The organism is Micromonospora sp. NPDC049900 (assembly GCF_044461025.1).
Taxonomy (GTDB): Bacteria; Actinomycetota; Actinomycetes; order Mycobacteriales; family Micromonosporaceae; genus Micromonospora.
The window spans coordinates 355126-370042 of record NZ_JBITKM010000004.1 but is presented as its reverse complement, the minus strand read 5'-3'; the positions used below and the strand labels follow the sequence as shown (position 1 = coordinate 370042).

Genomic DNA, 14917 nt, shown 5'->3' with positions numbered 1-14917 from the left:
TGGTGCCATCTCCCCTCGCCGGGCCGACCGGCACCAGCACATACGTCGAACAGCGTCACTGCCGTGGCCTGCGATCGTTTATTTGACAAAGTGGCCGATGCAACTTGCACGAAAAGTACGAGGCTCGGCCGTACGGCTGACGCACAGGCAGTGCGACCAGCGAAAACCTGACATACAGATGGATGGCCGCACCTGCGGATCGGCCCCCGGCCCCCGGCCAGGGCTCCAGCAGCAAGGGGAGGACTGGGGACATGGACGAACTGCCCATCGGGCGGCGGGTTGCTTACTGGCGCGGGCGACGCAAGATGTCGCAACAGGTGTTCGCCGACCGACTGGGTAAGTCCAAGAGCTGGGTCGACAAGATCGAGCGCGGAGTGCGGCGGCTGGACAAGTTCTCCGTGCTCTACGAGATCGCCGACATCCTCCAGATCGACGTGCAACTGCTGCTCGGCAAGGATCCGGAGCGGCGTACCGACACCATGAACTGCATCGACCAGGTCGAGGTCGAGGAGATCCGGGCCGCCCTGGAACGGTACGACTCGATCAGCGCCTACTTCGACGCCAAGCCGGACCCGCCACCGATCGTCGACATGGGCAAGGCGGTCACCCACGCCTGGCTCACCTACCAGTACGGCCGCTACGGCATGCTGACCCGGGCGCTGCCGAAGCTGCTGCGCGACGCCCAGGCGGCCGACGCCGCGTACGGCGGAGAACAGGCCCAGCGCGCGGCGAACCTGCTCGGGCAGGTCTACCAGATCGCCTCCTCGGTGCTGCGCAAGCTGGGGGAGTGCGACCTGGCCTGGCTGGCCGCCGACCGCTCCATCGCGGTCGCCCAGCGCGCCGACGACCAACTGCTCGCCGGGATCGCCACCACCCGGGTCTGCAACGCCCTGCTCGCCATGGGCCGCCCCCGCTCCGCGCTGGAACTGAACGTCCGCATCGCCGACCGGATCGAGTTGGTCGGCGGCACCGACAACCGGGCCGACCGACTCTCGGTCTACGGGATGCTGCTGTTGCAGGGCGCGATGGCCGCCGCCCGGACCGGCGACACCTCCACCGTCGTCGACCTGCTCGACGAGGCGTCCGAGGCCGCCCGCGAACTCGGCAGCGACCAGAACCACTACTGGACGTCGTTCGGGCCGACCAACGTCGAGCTGCACCGCGCGGCGGCCGCCGTCGAGCTGGGCGACGGCGGGCGGGCCGTCGAGATCCACCGCACCAGGATCGTCAACCTGCCGCTCGACGCCATGCTCCCCGAACGCCGGGCCCACCACCTGCTCGACCAGGCTCGCGCCTACTCCCAGATGGGCGACATGGCCAACGCCGGGGAGATGCTGCTGCGCGGTGACCGGCTGGCGCCGTCGGAGATCCGCTGCCGGCCGATCGCCCACGAGGTCATGTCCGAGGTCCTGCGTCGCACACGGGGTGCGCCGCCTTCTCCGATCGCGGAGTTGGCTGAGCACATGGGAGTAGGAGTATGAACTCGGAGCCGGCATGACCGGTTCGCACCGCCACGACGGGCACCAAGAGGTGCTCTACATCATCGCCTGCGGTTCGCCGTTGGCCCGAGACGTGGGCCGGCTCGTCGAGCTGGCCCAACAGGACGGCTGGGACGTCTGCGTGATCACCACGCCGGACGGCGCCAAGTTCGTCGACCGCACCTCGCTGGCCCGCCAGACCGGCCACCCGGTGCGTACGCACTACAAGAACCCGGGGGACCCGGACGTCCTGCCGTCGGCCGACGCCATCATCGTCTGCCCGGCCACCGTCAACACGGTCAACAAGTGGGTGGCCGGCATCGCCGACACCCTCGCCCTCGGGTTGCTGGTGGAGGCACAGGGACGGGGCGTACCGCTGGTCGCCGTGCCGTACACCAACGCGGCGATGGCCGCCCACCCGGCCTTCCGGACCGGGATCGCCCGCCTGGCGGAGTGGGGGGTGACCGTGCTCTTCGGCGACGACGTCTTCCCCCTGCACCCGCCGGGCACCGGCGAGCGGCACCAGCACGCGTTCCCCTGGGCCCTGCCGCTGACCGCCCTGCGCGACCAGCTCTGCCGAACCGGGTGAAGTGAAAGGAAGGGCACCTTACTAACGCCTCCGGTAGTACAGGGGTCCCCTGCAATCACCCGCACACCGGATGCCGCAATCCTCAGCCCGGGCCGTGGCCGTCGCCACGGCCCGGGCGCCGTCGCGCGGCCCGGGCAGTCGCCCGCCGGGAAGCACCCGCCCGGCCGTGCCGAGAAGGCGGGTGAGATGTCCGGGGTCGGCCGGGTGACGTCCCGGAGCGCCGCCGACGCCGGTAAGCTGGCCCGCCGTGAGCACAACCGCAGCCGTGCCGACCGTCGCCGACGTCGTGGCCGAGCTGGAGCGGCGCTATCCGCCCGCCTGGGCCGAGGAGTGGGACAAGGTCGGGCTGGTGCTCGGCGAGCCCGGTGCCCCGGTGCGTCGGATCCTCTGCGTCGTCGACGTGGTCCCGGAGACCGCCGCTGAGGCCCTCGCCGCCCACGCCGACATGATCATCGCGCACCACCCGCTGTTGCTGCGGGGCGTCTCGTCGGTGGCGCCGACGACGTACAAGGGCCGGATCATCCACCAACTGATCAAGGCCGACGTCGCGCTGTACGTCGCCCACACCAACGCCGACGTCGCCGTACCCGGAGTCTCCGACGCCCTCGCCGACCGGCTCGGCCTGACCGACCTGCGTCCGCTGGTGCCGTCCCGGCCGGGCAGCCCCGCCGCCGGCCAGGGCCGGGGCGCCGGGCGCATCGGCGAGCTGCCGCAGCCGCTCACCCTGGCCGAGCTGGCCCGGCACGCCGCCGCCGTGCTGCCCCCCACCGCCATCGGCGTACGCGCCGCGGGCGACCCGGACCGCACGGTGCGTACGCTGGCAGTCTGCGGCGGCGCAGGGGACAGTTTCCTGGCCGACGCGACCGCCGCCGGGGTGGACGCGTACCTCACCGCAGACCTGCGTCACCACCCGACCGGCGAACACCTCGCCACCGGTGGACCGGCGCTGCTCGACGCCACCCACTGGGCCACCGAACGGCCCTGGCTCGACGACCTGGCCACCGGGTTGCGCGCCACGATGCCCGACGTCGAAACCCTGGTGTCCGACCTGGACACCGACCCGTGGACCGTACACGCCGCCTCACCCGCCGCCCCGGAGCGATCCGCAGCGGACGACAAGGAGCCCCGACCGTGAAGGCTGACCCCCAGGTCCAGCGCCGCCTGCTCGACCTCCAGGCGATCGACACCGCCCTCGCCCAGCTCGCCCACCGCCGCCGGGCGCTGCCCGAGCGCGCCGAACTGGAGGCCCTCGCCCGGGAGCTGTCGTCGCTGGAGGACGAGCGGGTCCGCGCCCAAGTGGCCGTCGACGACCTGGACCGGGACATCGCCCGGCTGGAGAAGGACGTCGACCAGGTCCGCGCGCGCAAGAAGAAGGACGAGGACCGGCTCGCCGCCGGTGGCGGTCCGGCCCGCGAGCTGGAGGCGCTCCAGCACGAACTGGTCTCGCTGAACCGTCGGCAGAGCGACCTGGAGGACGCCGAGCTGGAGCTGATGGAGCAGCGCGAGACCGCCCAGTCGACGCTGGACGGCGTGGAGCAGCGGCTGGCCGAAGCGCGCGAGCGGCGGGCCGCCACCGAGCAGCGCCGCGACGAGGCCCTGGCTGAGATCGGCCGCGAGGAGGAGTTCAAGCGCTCCGCCCGGCAGCCGCTCGCCGGTGACCTCCCCGCCGACCTGGTGCAGCTCTACGACAAGATCCGCACCGACACCGGGCTGGGTGCCGCGCTGCTGACCGCCGGCCGCTGCGGCGGCTGCCGACTGGACCTCTCCGGCGCCGACCTGGCCCGGATCCGCAAGACCGACCCCGACGAGGTGGTCCGCTGCGAGGACTGCCGCCGGATCATGGTCCGTACCAACGAGTCCGGGCTGTAGGCGGTGGCACCGCGTACCGTGCTGGTCGAGGCCGACGGCGGCTCCCGGGGCAACCCCGGCCCGGCCGGCTACGGCGCGGTCGTCCGTGACCAGGCGACCGGCGAGGTGCTCGCCGAACGCAGCGAGTCGATCGGCACCGCCACCAACAACGTCGCCGAGTACCAGGGCATGATCGCCGGCCTCACCGCCGCCGCCGAACTGGGCGCCAGCGAGGTCGAGATCCGGATGGACTCCAAGCTGGTCGTCGAGCAGATGTCCGGCCGCTGGCAGATCAAGCACCCCGGCCTGCGTCCGCTCGCCGCCCAGGCCGCCCAGCTCGTCGGCCGGTTCGACGCGGTCCGCTTCACCTGGATCCCCCGGGACCGCAACACCCACGCCGACCGGCTGGCCAACGCCGCGATGGACGCCGCCGCCACGTCGGGCACCGCCACCCCGACCGTCACGCCACCGCGTACCGTCGAGTCACCGCACCGCGTCGGCGGCCCGGAACCGGCCGGCGGCGGCGCGAGGCAGGTCGCCGCCCGCGCCGACGAGCCGCCCGGCACCGACCCGAGCAGCGCCCCGGTCTCCTGGGAGCCGCGCCCCAGCTTCACCGCCACCCGGCTGATCCTGGTCCGGCACGGCGAGACCGAGTACACCGAACAGGGCCGCTACTCCGGACGCGGCGACATCCCGCTCTCCGAGAAGGGCAAGGACCAGGTGCGGGCCACCGCCGCCCGGGTCGCCGCGCTCGCCCCCGACACCGCCGCCGTGGTCAGCTCACCGCTGTCCCGCTGCACGGCGACCGCCGAGGCCATCGCCGCCGCGATCGGCGACATCCCGGTACGCCGCGACGACGAGCTGATCGAGTGCGACTTCGGCGCCTGGGAGGGCCGGACCTTCGCCGAGGTACGCGAACAGTGGGCCGGCGAACTCGACGCCTGGCTGGCCTCACCCCGGATCGCCCCACCCGACGGCGAGTCCTTCGACGAGGTCGCCCAACGCTGCACGCGGGTGGTGGAGCGACTGCTCGCCGCGTACCCCGGTCAGACCGTGGTGGTGGTCTCGCACGTCTCGCCGATCAAGCTGATGCTGCGCGACGCGCTCGCCGCCACCGACGCCTTCCTGCACCGCCTCTACCTCGACGCCGCCGGCATCTCCATCCTCGACCGCTGGCCCGACGGCGGCGTAGCCGTCCGCTCCGTCAACGAAACCCCCTACCTGCCCTGACCCGCTCTCCCTGGTTGGTGGCGGTGGCGGCGGACCTGATGGCGGTGGCGGCGGACCTGCTGGCGGTTGATCAAGAGGTTTCGGTCACTGTTCGCGGGGATCCAGACCCAAACCCCTTGATCAACTCCCGGGGGTACGGGGGTGGGGTTATTCGCCGAGGGGGCCGTTGGCCAGTTCGGTGACGATGTCCAGGTGGCCCAGGTGGCGGGCGTACTCCTGGACTAGGTGGAACAGCACCCGTTCCAGGGATGCCGGGTCTGCGCCGTTCCAGCGGGGGCCGGGGGCGCCGACGGCGTCTAGGTCGGCGCTCTGCACCACTGTGCGGGTGTGGGCGCCCTGCGTGCGCAACTCGGCTACCAGGTCCGTCACGCTCGTCTCCGGCGGTACGTGCCAGCGGCCGTCCCGCCAGTCGCCCCACGGCTCGGCCACCGGCCGACCCTGGAAGCCCCACTCGATCCAGCGCAGCTCGACGAAGCGCAGATGCCGCAGCAGCTCCAGCGGAGTCCAGCCCGACGGCAACCGGCTCGCCCGCACCTCCGCCTCGGGCAGCGCCGACACCTTGGCCAGCACACTCTCCCGGAAATAGTCGAGGTAGCGCAGGAACACCTCGGCCCGCCCGTCGGCCGGGGCCGTGGGCTCGGGAAACGGCGGCAGCGTCGTCATCGGCCCATTATGCGTACCCCCGGACGACCCGGCCTGCGGTCCTGCCGGCGCAATAGGCGGCGACCCGGTGTCGTTAGGATGAGCGTGCGACGGACGAGTCGACCGGGCGGTCGCGTCGGCGGGCTGCGGCCCGCCGCCGAGGAACGTCCGGACTCCACAGGGCAGGGTGGTTGTTAACGGCAACCCGGGGCGACCCGCGGGACAGTGCCACAGAAAACAGACCGCCGACCCCCAACGGGGACGGTAAGGGTGAAACGGTGGGGTAAGAGCCCACCAGCACCCCGGGTGACCGGGGTGGCTCGGTAAACCCCACCCGGAGCAAGGCCAAGTAGGGCCGTCACCGCAAGATGACGACCCGCGCAGACGCTTGAGGGCTGCCCGCCCGATGCCTGCGGGTAGGCCGCACGAGCCTGTCGGCGACGGCAGGCCGAGATGGATGGCCGCCGCCGGTGCGAACCCCGCAAGGGGTGCGCGCCGCGCACAGAATCCGGCGTACAGGTCGACTCGTCCGTCGCCCACCAGCTCAGGGCCTGACCTGATGCCAGCCAGCGAGGAGCGCACCCGCAACGCGATCGACGGTCTCATCGTCTTGCGTGGTGATGCGGTGCGAGCAGCGCAGATGCGGTTACTGAGTTGCGTTTTTGGCGTTTACGGCGCATGCTGGCAAGTATGAGTGGGGAACTCCTGACCACTGGGCAAGCGGCCAACTTGCTGGGGTCGTCGCGTCAGCAGGTGGTCAACTTGTGTGAACGCGGAGACCTGCCGTTCGTGTGGGTGGGTGCGCACCGCAAGGTCAGGCGGGAGCATGTCGAGGCGTTGTTGCGGCCCACACGGGCGTTGACCCGTGATCAGCTCAAGTCGCTGTGGCTGCACCAAGCGGTGGCGGGCGGCCTGGTCGTCGATCCGGACGAAGTGCTGGGTAGGGCTGCGGAGAACCTTGATCGACTACTCCGGCAGCATCGGGGGACCATGACCGAGGTATGGCTGAGGCGCTGGCAGGACAAGATCAACGAAGGCGTGGGGTCTGTCCTGCGGTCTTTGACGTCGGAAGACCCGGAGGCTGTCGAGTTGCGGCAGAATTCGCCCTTCGCTGGCGTGCTCTCGCAGCCGCAGCGTCGGAAGGTTCTTGAGTCCTTCAAGCGCAGCGGCGGAGACCGGGCGGCATGAAGCGCGCAGAGCTGGAGCATGTCCTGAGATCGGCGGGTCGGATTGTCGAAGACCGGAACGTCCTCATCATCGGCAGCCAGTCGGTGCTGGGGACGATTCCGGAAGGTGATCTTCCGTTGGAAGCCACTGCCTCGATGGAGGTAGATGTGGCGTTCTTTGACGACCCGGACGATCAGAAGGCCGACCAAATCGACGCGTTCATCGGCGAGTTCTCGCCGTTCCACGAGACGTTCGGCTACTACGCCCAGGGCGTGAGTGTGTCGACTGCGGTGTTGCCTGATGGCTGGCGCGACCGTTTGGTGCTGGTGGAGTCCGACAACACCCAGCCGGGACGTGGCTATGCACTTGATCCGCACGACTGCGTGGTGTCCAAGCTGGTGGCCGGCAGGGAGAAGGACACCAAGTTCGCTGACGCGTTGCTCCGAGCGGGCCTGGTGAGACCGGACGTGGTCGCCGAGCGAATCGAACTCCTGGCCGACGTGCATCCCTCGGTGATGAAGCGCCTGCGGGACTGGATCGCCGCGTATCAGCCGGGGCCTGAAGCCGTCGGTTAAGACGGATCGCCCGAAGCTGCTGACGGCCCAGGGCGGGTGCCCCACAACTCCAGCCCTGGTCGGAGCAATCCGGCACACAGGAAACCGTCCGTCGCCTACCAGCTCAGAGCCCTGAAAATCGTGTCGGACTCGCGTGGTCGGTCATCGACGCCCACCACAAGGATGTCTGTACGCGCTGTCAGCCGCACACCACCTGCCCGAGGCTCGAAGGCGCCGCAGCGACCGTCAACGCCTGGCGTACCTCGGTCGGGAGAACTGCTGTACCTCACCCGGGAGGCCAGTCCGCAGTTCCATAAGTCGATCCACTTCCGACCGATCAGGGTTCTCGACTGGACGACGTTCGGCGGCTGGATCTTGCTTGAGAGATACCGGCTCGACCACTGCGGTCAGGCCACCGAGCGGCGGCCGGTGTTCGTCCTCGTCGCCGGTCTGAGAACGGCCTCCGACGCCACGTGAAGGCGCGATCAGCGAGCCCGACGCATGAAACGGCGTCTGTTCCGCGTGCTGAGGGCTTCGCTGCTGGCGTTCGTGCGGTAGACAGTTCGACGGACGTGAGTGGGCGTTCCGTGCCGAGGTGCGGGACTGGTGGAGGGTAGGCGGGATGGGCGAGAGAGGCGACCTCACCCGGTACGCGTACTGGTCGGAGCGGCGGGTGCGGTCCATCGCCGAGGACGGTGGGATCGACCTCAGTCCACGGTGGCGGTCGAAGGTGGCCCTCTCGGTGCCACTGCTCAACTCCACTGCCGAGTTCGAGCGGGAGCCTCGTACGCTCTTCCGGAACGAGATCGCGGACCGGATCGAGCGCGCGATCGGGGATCTGGCGGTGGAGGACTTCGTCACGCCACCCAGGGTTCGCTTCGCCAAGGGGCGGGGCCAGGTCGAGTTCACGCATCTGGTCGGCTGTATGCCGCCGCGCGTCGTCGTCGGCGTCCGGTCGGTGGCGTCCGACGGTAGCCGCGTCGCCGTCTGCCTCTTCGGCAGTACGGACAACCTCGCCGGCTTCGTGAGCGCGGGAGAGCAGCACGCCGGCCACCGTGGCGGGGGCAGTTCGTCGGAGTCGTCGATCAGCGGTTGGCTGGTGAGCGGGTTCCCGAAGGACTGGTCCGGGCCGGTCGACTCGCAGTCGGTCTCGCGTGAGGCGGTGGCCGTCGCGTTCGGCAACGGTGCGGGCGACGGCGGATCGTCGCGGCGTGACCGGGAGCAGCCGGAGTTCAGCTTCGACCGGGTGACCGACTCGGAGTGGTTCGCCGAGATCTACAGCGACGTGGTGCTCGTCCCGGATTGGTGGACCGAGCGCACGTCGGTCGACCGGGTGCTGATCGGCGCTCCCCTGTGGGTGCGGACTCCGCGCGGGCGGGCCGATCGTCGTCGCGCGATGAACGCGGCCCGGTGAACGTTTCTGGACACCGCACTAGGGTGGCGGTGGGCTCACCGCCATCGTGTGGCGAGGAATCACGCGCGGCGCGTGGCGCACACGATGGCGGTGAGCCCGGCTTGCGGCAGAAGTCAGACCTGGGCGAGCAACCGAGGTCAGACCTGCGCGAGCAGCGCGGCGAGGCGTGCCGCTACGGGTGGGGCGTGCAGGTGGAGGCGGGCCACGTTGATCGCGTCGGCGCCGACCACGGAGAGCAGGGCTTGCGGGCCGACGGCGTACACGGAGAAGTAGCCGGCCTGGTTGCGGACGGTGGACTGCTGGAACTCGCCCTGGCCGAGTCGGAGGCTGACCTGCCGGCCGAGGCCGAAGGTCGCCGCCGCCATCGCGGCCAGGTCGTCGGGGTCCAGCGCTGGTGGTACGTCGTGGGTGATGCGCAGACCGTCCACCCCGCCGAGGACGCTTCCCTGCACGCCGGGGATCTGGAGGCGCAGCTCGGCGAGTTCGGTGCCGATGGCCGGGTACGGCAGTTTCGGGTTGCCGGCCAGCGACGGGGGGAGCCGGTGCGGTGGCGGGGTGACCGGGCGTTGCGCGGTGCGGCGGGGCAGGAAGGTCTCGCTCACAGTTCGAGGCGCTCCTCGATGCTGCGCAACTGGTGCCGGGCCAGAGCCAGGTTCGAGCGGGTCTTGCTCAGCATCAGATAGAGGAACAGGCCCTTGCCGTTGGTGCCGTTCAACGGCCGGATGATGTGGTACTGACCGCCGAGGGTGATCAGCATGTCCTCGATCTCGTCGTTGAGCTTGAGCATCTCGATGGTCCGCATCTTGGCGCGTACCACGTCGGTGTTGCCGGCGGCGGCGACGGTCAGGTCGATCTCCGGTGTGCCGCCCGCGACGCCGAGTGTCATGCCGCTGGTGTAGTCGACGAGCGCGACGCCGATCGCGCCGTCGATCGTCATGGCGTCCTTGAGGGCGGTGTCGAGGTTGGCCATGGTGCCTCCATGTTCGGCTGGCGTCCGGGTCCGCGCCAGCTCGTGGTCTTCACCAGGGCCCGGCCCCGGTGAGGAAATCTCGGACGAGAGTGGCACATGTGACACGTGCTGTGAATCCGGGTCAGCACGATCGGACTGAGCGGGCCACGCTCGGTGACCGGCGGGCCGGTCGAGTTCGTCGCTGCGGCTGATGTCTCGGTGCCGATGTCGTCTGCTACTCAGTCCGCGACCTGGGCATCAGCGGCTGACCGACTTCGTTTCGGGGTGGCGGCGGGTATCCGGGGACGAGCAGGGAGTACCACCGACCGCACCGGGCACAGCATGTCGGGTGCCCGGTGCCGCCGCACCCCTAGTTTGGGTGGCGCAAGGGAAGGAGGAACCGGGTGCTGGAGCGTCTCAACCAGGCCATGGAGCACATCGAGCGGCATCTCGACCGGCCGGTCGACGCCGGTGAACTGGCGCGGATCGCGGTCACGTCGGAGTACCACTTCCGGCGGCTGTTCTCCGCGCTGGCCGGGGTCCCGCTCTCCGAGTACGTGCGCCGTCGCCGACTCACCGTCGCGGGGGCGGAGGTGGTCGCGGGGGAGCGGACGCTGCTCGACATCGCGGTCCGCTGGGGGTACGGCTCGGCCGAGGCGTTCGCCCGCGCGTTCAAGGCGGTGCACGGCATCGGGCCCGGTGAGGCGCGGCGTACCGGCGCGGTGTTGCGGGCACAGCCCCGGATGTCCTTCCGCCTGACCGTCGAAGGGAGCAGCAGCATGCGATACCGCATCGTGCAGAAGGAGCCGTTCCGGCTCGTCGGCCGCAGGGCCCGGGTGCCGTTGGTGCACGAGGGCATGAACCCGGCCATCGTGGCGTTCGTCAGGACCATCGAACCGGCGACCCGGGACCGCATCGAGGCGCTGTCCGACCAGGAGCCGGTGGGCGTGGTCAACGTCGGGGACGGCCTCGCCGACAGCCGCGCCGAGGGCACCGAACTGGACTACTGGTACGGCGTGGTCACGAGCGCCGACGTGCCCGACGACCTGGACGCCATGCCGGTGCCGGCGGGCACCTGGGCGGTCTTCGAGACCTCCGGGACCGTTCCGGAGGCGGTGCAGGACCTGTGGCGGGACGTGTTCACGCAGTGGTTCCCGTCCAACCCGTACCGGTCCCGGCCCGGGCCGGAGATCTCCCGTACCCGGATCTCGGCCGACGGCAGCCGTGCCGACGCGGAGCTGTGGATCCCGGTGGAGCCGGTCGCGGCCTGAGCGCTCAGGCCGGCGTACCGGCGAGGTCGGCCAACACCCGGCGCTGGAAGGTGCGGGCCTGCGGGCCGGACGGGGGTGGGCCGCCGTCGCGGGCGGTGATCGACCGGGTCACCAGGTCGGCCGTCGCGGCGTCGACGAGCGGTCCGGCCTCGTCCAGCAGCCGCCGGCCGGCGGCCACCTTGGGCAGCCACACCCCGTGGTGCAGGCGTACCCAGGACCGGCACGCGCCGAGCACGGCGTCCTCGGCTCCGGGTGCGGGCACGTCGCCGGGCGGCAGCGGCAGTGCCAGCCACCACCGCAGCGCCTCCACCACGAGCCGCCGCAGGTCGTCGGGGGACAGGTCGGTGAAGACGTCCGCAGCGGGCGGGCCGAGAAGGGCCCGCCCGCTCTGGTGCAGGATGCTACGGTCCAGGCCGTACCAGAACAGGCCGTCGGCGGGCGGCCGGTCCGCCGGGCCGTACGACACCCGGAAGTCCATTCCCGCACCGGTGTTCAGCTCCACCTCGAACCCCGGCTCGGCGGTGCCCGACCGGGCCACCTCCCACCGGTACACCACCAGTTCCAGCCCGCGCGCCGGGCAGGGCAGCGCCTCGTGCCGCAGCCGCGCCACCAGGTCTGCGGCGACCGCACGGTCCAGCGGCGCGGCGCAGACCAGCGCCACGTCCACGTCACTGCGCCCCGGCTGGTACGCGCCCGACCCCACCGAGCCCGCCGCGTACGCGCCGCGCAGGTCGTCGCCGAGCACCTCGCGGGCGGCGGCGACCAGGTCGGCCAGGTAGCGCAGCGGCGCGTCAGGCATGTTCGAGTTCGCCCGGCTCACCCCAGAGCATCCCGGCGGGCAGGAAGAACGCCGACACCTCGGTGCCCAACGCGTGCCTGATCACCATCCGGGCGTGCTCGTCGAGGTCGGGCAGCCGCCCCGGGGCGAACCACCGCACGTCCAACGACTCGTCGTCGTCGACCCGCAGGTCGCCGCCGAGAAGACGGCAGCGGAAGCCGAGGTTGAGGTACTCGCAGCGGTCGCCGTTCGGGTACGTGCGCGGATGCGTCACCGCGCTGCTCAGCCGCAGTGGCTCGACCTCCAGGCCGGTTTCCTCCAGCACCGCGCGGACCACCGCGCCGGCCGGCTGCTCCTCCGGCTCGACGAAGCCACTCACCACCGACCATCGCCGGTCGTCGGCGAGTCGGGAGAGCAACAGCTCGCCCGCGTCGTTCCGGACCACCGCGCTGACGCTGGGTAGCCAAATCAGCTCGTGTCCGACGTGTTCACGCATCCGCAGGATGTATTCCGGTACGCCCATCCGGCGACCTTAGCCGGGCGCCGATCGGCCCTCGCATCCGGTCAGGACGAAGTGACGAGTGACCCGATTCCCCTGGCAGAGTTGGATTTCTGCAACTCGGACGCGCTCGGTGCCCGCGCCGTCGCGGGGTGCCGACATTTACGCGGCAGGCGTCCGCGTCCGCCGCCACAGTGACAGTCACTCGTGTACGGAGAGTGGTCGAGCTGCATCGACATTTTGTATTTTTCGCTGTTTTCGCACGTAAAGCCACATGCAGGTCTACTGTGGAAAAGCCTGGTGACTTGCAGTGTTCCGGTGGCGGGCGGTCGCATCCCGATGCACAGTGATCCCATGAACGACATCGGACATGGGCGCTACTACTGGTGTACGCGGCACCACCGGGTCGAGCACGAAGCCGACGTGTGCCCTGCCCGGCACGTCCTCGGCCCGTACGCCTCGGCAGCCGACGCGGAGAACGCCCTGCAGAAGGTGCGGGAGCGCAACGAAGCGTGGGAGGCCGAGGACGCCCGGAGGGCCGAGGAGGACGGGGAGGAGAAGTAGCCGACGCGGGACGACCTCGCGTCGCGACACCACGTGCGCCGCGAGGGCGGTGGCACGTCCCCAAGGAGGAACCGAGATGGCCGAAGCACAACAGGCCACCCGACCGGCCGCGACGCGAACACCCGCCCGGCAGACTGCCGCCACGGACCGCACCGCCGGCCTCACCCGTACGCCGACCACGCGTCGCGCGAACGGCACCGCCCCGGCCACCCGTACCGCGTCCGGTGGTGCCGGCCGGGCCCCGGCCTCCAAGCGCACCACCGCCACGGCCCCGGCCGCCCGGCGGGCCACCCCGGCGACCCCGGCCGCGACGGCGACCGCGACAGCGGGCACCACGACGGCCCCCGCCCGCAAGCGCGCCGCCGTGAAGGCACCCGCCAGCCAGATCACCGCAGCGACCCCTGCGGCTGCCGGTCGGAAGACCGCGCCCGGGTCCGCTGCGGCTGCCGTCGGTGCGAAGTCCGCGCGTGTCGTCGGTGCGAAGTCCACCGCCACCACCGCTGCGGCGAAGAAGACCACCTCGGCGCGGGCCGGGTCGGGCGAGGGTCGGACGGCTCCGGCCCGCACCACGACGGCGGCGAAGCGGGCACCGGCCAAGGCCACGACAGCGACGGCGACAGCGGCCCGGACCACGGCGGCCCGGACCACCGGTACCCGGAGCACGACCACTCGGAGCGCGGCGGTCGGTAGTGCAGCGGCCCGAAGCACGGCGGCGCGCACCACTGCCGCCAAGGCGTCCACGAGCGCGGCGACCCCGGCTCGCAAGACCGCTCCCGCGCGTAAGGCCGCTTCCGCTGCGTCCAAGACTGCGCCGGCCCGTAAGGCTGCTCCCGCGCGTAAGGCCGCTTCCGCTACGCGTAAGACCGCGCCTGCACGCAAGGCTGCTCCCGCGCGTAAGGCCGCTCCCGCCGCGCGTAAGGCCGCGCCCGCGCGGAAGACGACGACGGCGCGGGCCACCGCCGCGCGCAAGGCCCCGGCCACGAAGACCACCACGGCGGCCGGTAAGGCACCCGCGCGCAAGACCACCACGGCGTCGACCCGGACCTCCGCCCGTACGACGGCGGCGAAGGCGCCCGCGAAGAAGGCCCCGGCGAAGAAGGCGTCCGCCGGTCGCGCCGCCCCGGCGACGAAGACGACGGCTGGTCGGACCGTTTCCGCCCGTAAGGCTGCTCCGGCCAAGAAGACGGCGGCGGGTCGGGCCGCTCCGGCCCGTAAGACCGCTCCCGCCAAGAATGCCTCGACTGGTCGGGCCGCTCCGGCGCGCAAGGCCGCTCCCGCCAAGAAGACCGCGACAGGTCGCGTCGCTCCCGCACGGAAGACCGCTCCGGCGAAGAAGGCGACCGCGACCCGGCCGGCCGCGACACGCAAGACGGCGACCGCAGCGAAGAAGACGACGACCCGGGCCACAGCGGCGCGCAAGTCCGCACCGGCCACGAAGGCTGCGGCGAAGGCGACGAGCAGCGGTACGGCGGCCCGCAAGTCCGCCGCCCCGGCGAAGAAGTCCACCGCCTCGGCGCGCAAGTCGACAGCACCGGCCCGCAAGTCCACGGCGAGCACGACGACCAGGGCGAGCACGACGACGAGGGCGTCGGCCCGCAAGTCCACGGCCCCGGCGAAGAAGGCCACGACGGGCGCCGCGAGCCGTGCCCGCAGGTCCACTGGTCCGGCGGCCACGTCGACCGCGAAGCGGACGACGACCTCGACGACCTCGGCCCGCAGGGCCACTCCCGCCAAGTAGCCGACCTCAACTCAGCCTCCGGCGTCTTCCGCTGAGCAGGTCTCCCGGCCCGCCCACCCCGGCCGGTCATCGACGCGCGATCATGGAGTTGTGGGGGGGGGGGGATGCCCGGTAGTTTGGGGAGGACGGGGCCCCAAACCACGATGAGCGGGGGGGGCGCCCGGGGGGGGGGGGGGGCGGGCGCGCGGGGGCGGGG

15 protein-coding genes and 1 other RNA gene are annotated in these 14917 nt (G+C 71.5%); 10 read left to right on the top strand and 6 right to left on the bottom strand.

All coding sequences use genetic code 11. The annotated features are described in order from the left end of the window. Positions 1-251 precede the first annotated feature (251 nt). The 5 genes from ACIBMZ_RS13320 (at position 252) to ACIBMZ_RS13300 (ending at position 5145) form a co-directional block, all read left to right on the top strand. Entirely contained in the window at positions 252-1481 is a 1230-nt protein-coding gene (locus ACIBMZ_RS13320) for a helix-turn-helix domain-containing protein (protein WP_396693298.1), read from the top strand. A gap of 13 nt (positions 1482-1494) precedes the next feature. Next, positions 1495-2067 (top strand): flavoprotein, encoded by a 573-nt coding sequence (locus ACIBMZ_RS13315; RefSeq protein WP_396693296.1) that lies wholly within the window; start codon positions 1495-1497, stop codon positions 2065-2067. Between the two features lie 247 nt (positions 2068-2314). Beyond that, a complete protein-coding gene (locus ACIBMZ_RS13310; RefSeq protein WP_396693294.1) occupies positions 2315-3202 on the top strand; it encodes a Nif3-like dinuclear metal center hexameric protein in 888 nt (295 codons plus the stop codon). Continuing rightward, positions 3199-3936 carry a zinc ribbon domain-containing protein gene (locus tag ACIBMZ_RS13305; RefSeq protein ID WP_396693292.1) on the top strand — a complete coding sequence of 246 codons (738 nt, stop codon included), beginning with the start codon at positions 3199-3201 and terminating at the stop codon, positions 3934-3936. Before ACIBMZ_RS13310 ends, ACIBMZ_RS13305 begins: the two co-directional genes overlap by 4 nt. 3 nt (positions 3937-3939) lie before the next feature. Continuing rightward, on the top strand, positions 3940-5145 hold the full coding sequence (locus tag ACIBMZ_RS13300) for a bifunctional RNase H/acid phosphatase (RefSeq protein WP_396693290.1): 1206 nt from the start codon (positions 3940-3942) through the stop codon (positions 5143-5145). Between the two features lie 147 nt (positions 5146-5292). On the opposite strand, the gene ACIBMZ_RS13295 is transcribed toward ACIBMZ_RS13300, so the two are convergent. Next, complete coding sequence (locus tag ACIBMZ_RS13295) at positions 5293-5808, bottom strand: DinB family protein (RefSeq protein WP_396693288.1); 516 nt, start codon at positions 5806-5808, stop codon at positions 5293-5295. Between the two features lie 94 nt (positions 5809-5902). On the opposite strand from ACIBMZ_RS13295, the gene rnpB reads away from it, so the two are divergent. The 4 genes from rnpB (at position 5903) to ACIBMZ_RS13275 (ending at position 8922) form a co-directional block, all read left to right on the top strand. After that, an RNA gene (rnpB, locus tag ACIBMZ_RS13290) (RNase P RNA component class A) lies at positions 5903-6319 on the top strand. A gap of 158 nt (positions 6320-6477) precedes the next feature. Beyond that, positions 6478-6975, top strand: a complete 498-nt coding sequence (locus tag ACIBMZ_RS13285; protein ID WP_396693286.1) for a helix-turn-helix domain-containing protein — start codon at positions 6478-6480, stop codon at positions 6973-6975. Then, positions 6972-7529 carry a DUF6036 family nucleotidyltransferase gene (locus ACIBMZ_RS13280; RefSeq protein ID WP_396693284.1) on the top strand — a complete coding sequence of 186 codons (558 nt, stop codon included), beginning with the start codon at positions 6972-6974 and terminating at the stop codon, positions 7527-7529. Before ACIBMZ_RS13285 ends, ACIBMZ_RS13280 begins: the two co-directional genes overlap by 4 nt. Before the next feature lie 601 nt (positions 7530-8130). Then, the gene (locus tag ACIBMZ_RS13275; RefSeq protein ID WP_396693282.1) at positions 8131-8922 is read left to right on the top strand and encodes a hypothetical protein; all 792 of its coding nucleotides are present in this window, start codon (positions 8131-8133) and stop codon (positions 8920-8922) included. Between the two features lie 137 nt (positions 8923-9059). On the opposite strand, the gene ACIBMZ_RS13270 is transcribed toward ACIBMZ_RS13275, so the two are convergent. Together ACIBMZ_RS13270 and ACIBMZ_RS13265 are read right to left on the bottom strand one after the other, a co-directional pair. Then, positions 9060-9524 (bottom strand): roadblock/LC7 domain-containing protein, encoded by a 465-nt coding sequence (locus tag ACIBMZ_RS13270; RefSeq protein WP_396693280.1) that lies wholly within the window; start codon positions 9522-9524, stop codon positions 9060-9062. Continuing rightward, complete coding sequence (locus ACIBMZ_RS13265) at positions 9521-9892, bottom strand: hypothetical protein (RefSeq protein WP_396693278.1); 372 nt, start codon at positions 9890-9892, stop codon at positions 9521-9523. The genes ACIBMZ_RS13270 and ACIBMZ_RS13265 overlap by 4 nt, the downstream gene beginning before the upstream one ends. A 383-nt stretch (positions 9893-10275) precedes the next feature. Between ACIBMZ_RS13265 and ACIBMZ_RS13260 the strand changes: the two genes are divergently transcribed. Further along, entirely contained in the window at positions 10276-11142 is an 867-nt protein-coding gene (locus ACIBMZ_RS13260) for a GyrI-like domain-containing protein (RefSeq protein ID WP_396693276.1), read from the top strand. A gap of 4 nt (positions 11143-11146) precedes the next feature. Here the strand turns inward: ACIBMZ_RS13260 and ACIBMZ_RS13255 are convergent, their stop codons facing one another. From ACIBMZ_RS13255 to ACIBMZ_RS13245, 3 genes are all read right to left on the bottom strand, one after another. Continuing rightward, the gene (locus tag ACIBMZ_RS13255) at positions 11147-11941 is read right to left on the bottom strand and encodes a nucleotidyltransferase domain-containing protein (protein WP_396693274.1); all 795 of its coding nucleotides are present in this window, start codon (positions 11939-11941) and stop codon (positions 11147-11149) included. Then, positions 11934-12443, bottom strand: a complete 510-nt coding sequence (locus ACIBMZ_RS13250; protein WP_396693272.1) for an NUDIX hydrolase — start codon at positions 12441-12443, stop codon at positions 11934-11936. Before ACIBMZ_RS13250 ends, ACIBMZ_RS13255 begins: the two co-directional genes overlap by 8 nt. Before the next feature lie 258 nt (positions 12444-12701). Further along, positions 12702-14717 carry a hypothetical protein gene (locus tag ACIBMZ_RS13245; protein ID WP_396693270.1) on the bottom strand — a complete coding sequence of 672 codons (2016 nt, stop codon included), beginning with the start codon at positions 14715-14717 and terminating at the stop codon, positions 12702-12704. Positions 14718-14917 lie beyond the last annotated feature (200 nt).

What these genes read in the sequence shown, in the direction of transcription:
- ACIBMZ_RS13320 (WP_396693298.1), top strand. Translation starts at nt 252, where the DNA reads ATGGACGAACTGCCCATCGGGCGGCGGGTTGCTTACTGGCGCGGGCGA.
- ACIBMZ_RS13315 (WP_396693296.1), top strand. Translation starts at nt 1,495, where the DNA reads ATGACCGGTTCGCACCGCCACGACGGGCACCAAGAGGTGCTCTACATC.
- ACIBMZ_RS13295 (WP_396693288.1), bottom strand. Translation starts at nt 5,808, where the DNA reads ATGACGACGCTGCCGCCGTTTCCCGAGCCCACGGCCCCGGCCGACGGG.
- ACIBMZ_RS13285 (WP_396693286.1), top strand. Translation starts at nt 6,478, where the DNA reads ATGAGTGGGGAACTCCTGACCACTGGGCAAGCGGCCAACTTGCTGGGG.
- ACIBMZ_RS13280 (WP_396693284.1), top strand. Translation starts at nt 6,972, where the DNA reads ATGAAGCGCGCAGAGCTGGAGCATGTCCTGAGATCGGCGGGTCGGATT.
- ACIBMZ_RS13275 (WP_396693282.1), top strand. Translation starts at nt 8,131, where the DNA reads ATGGGCGAGAGAGGCGACCTCACCCGGTACGCGTACTGGTCGGAGCGG.
- ACIBMZ_RS13265 (WP_396693278.1), bottom strand. Translation starts at nt 9,892, where the DNA reads ATGGCCAACCTCGACACCGCCCTCAAGGACGCCATGACGATCGACGGC.
- ACIBMZ_RS13255 (WP_396693274.1), bottom strand. Translation starts at nt 11,941, where the DNA reads ATGCCTGACGCGCCGCTGCGCTACCTGGCCGACCTGGTCGCCGCCGCC.
- ACIBMZ_RS13250 (WP_396693272.1), bottom strand. Translation starts at nt 12,443, where the DNA reads ATGGGCGTACCGGAATACATCCTGCGGATGCGTGAACACGTCGGACAC.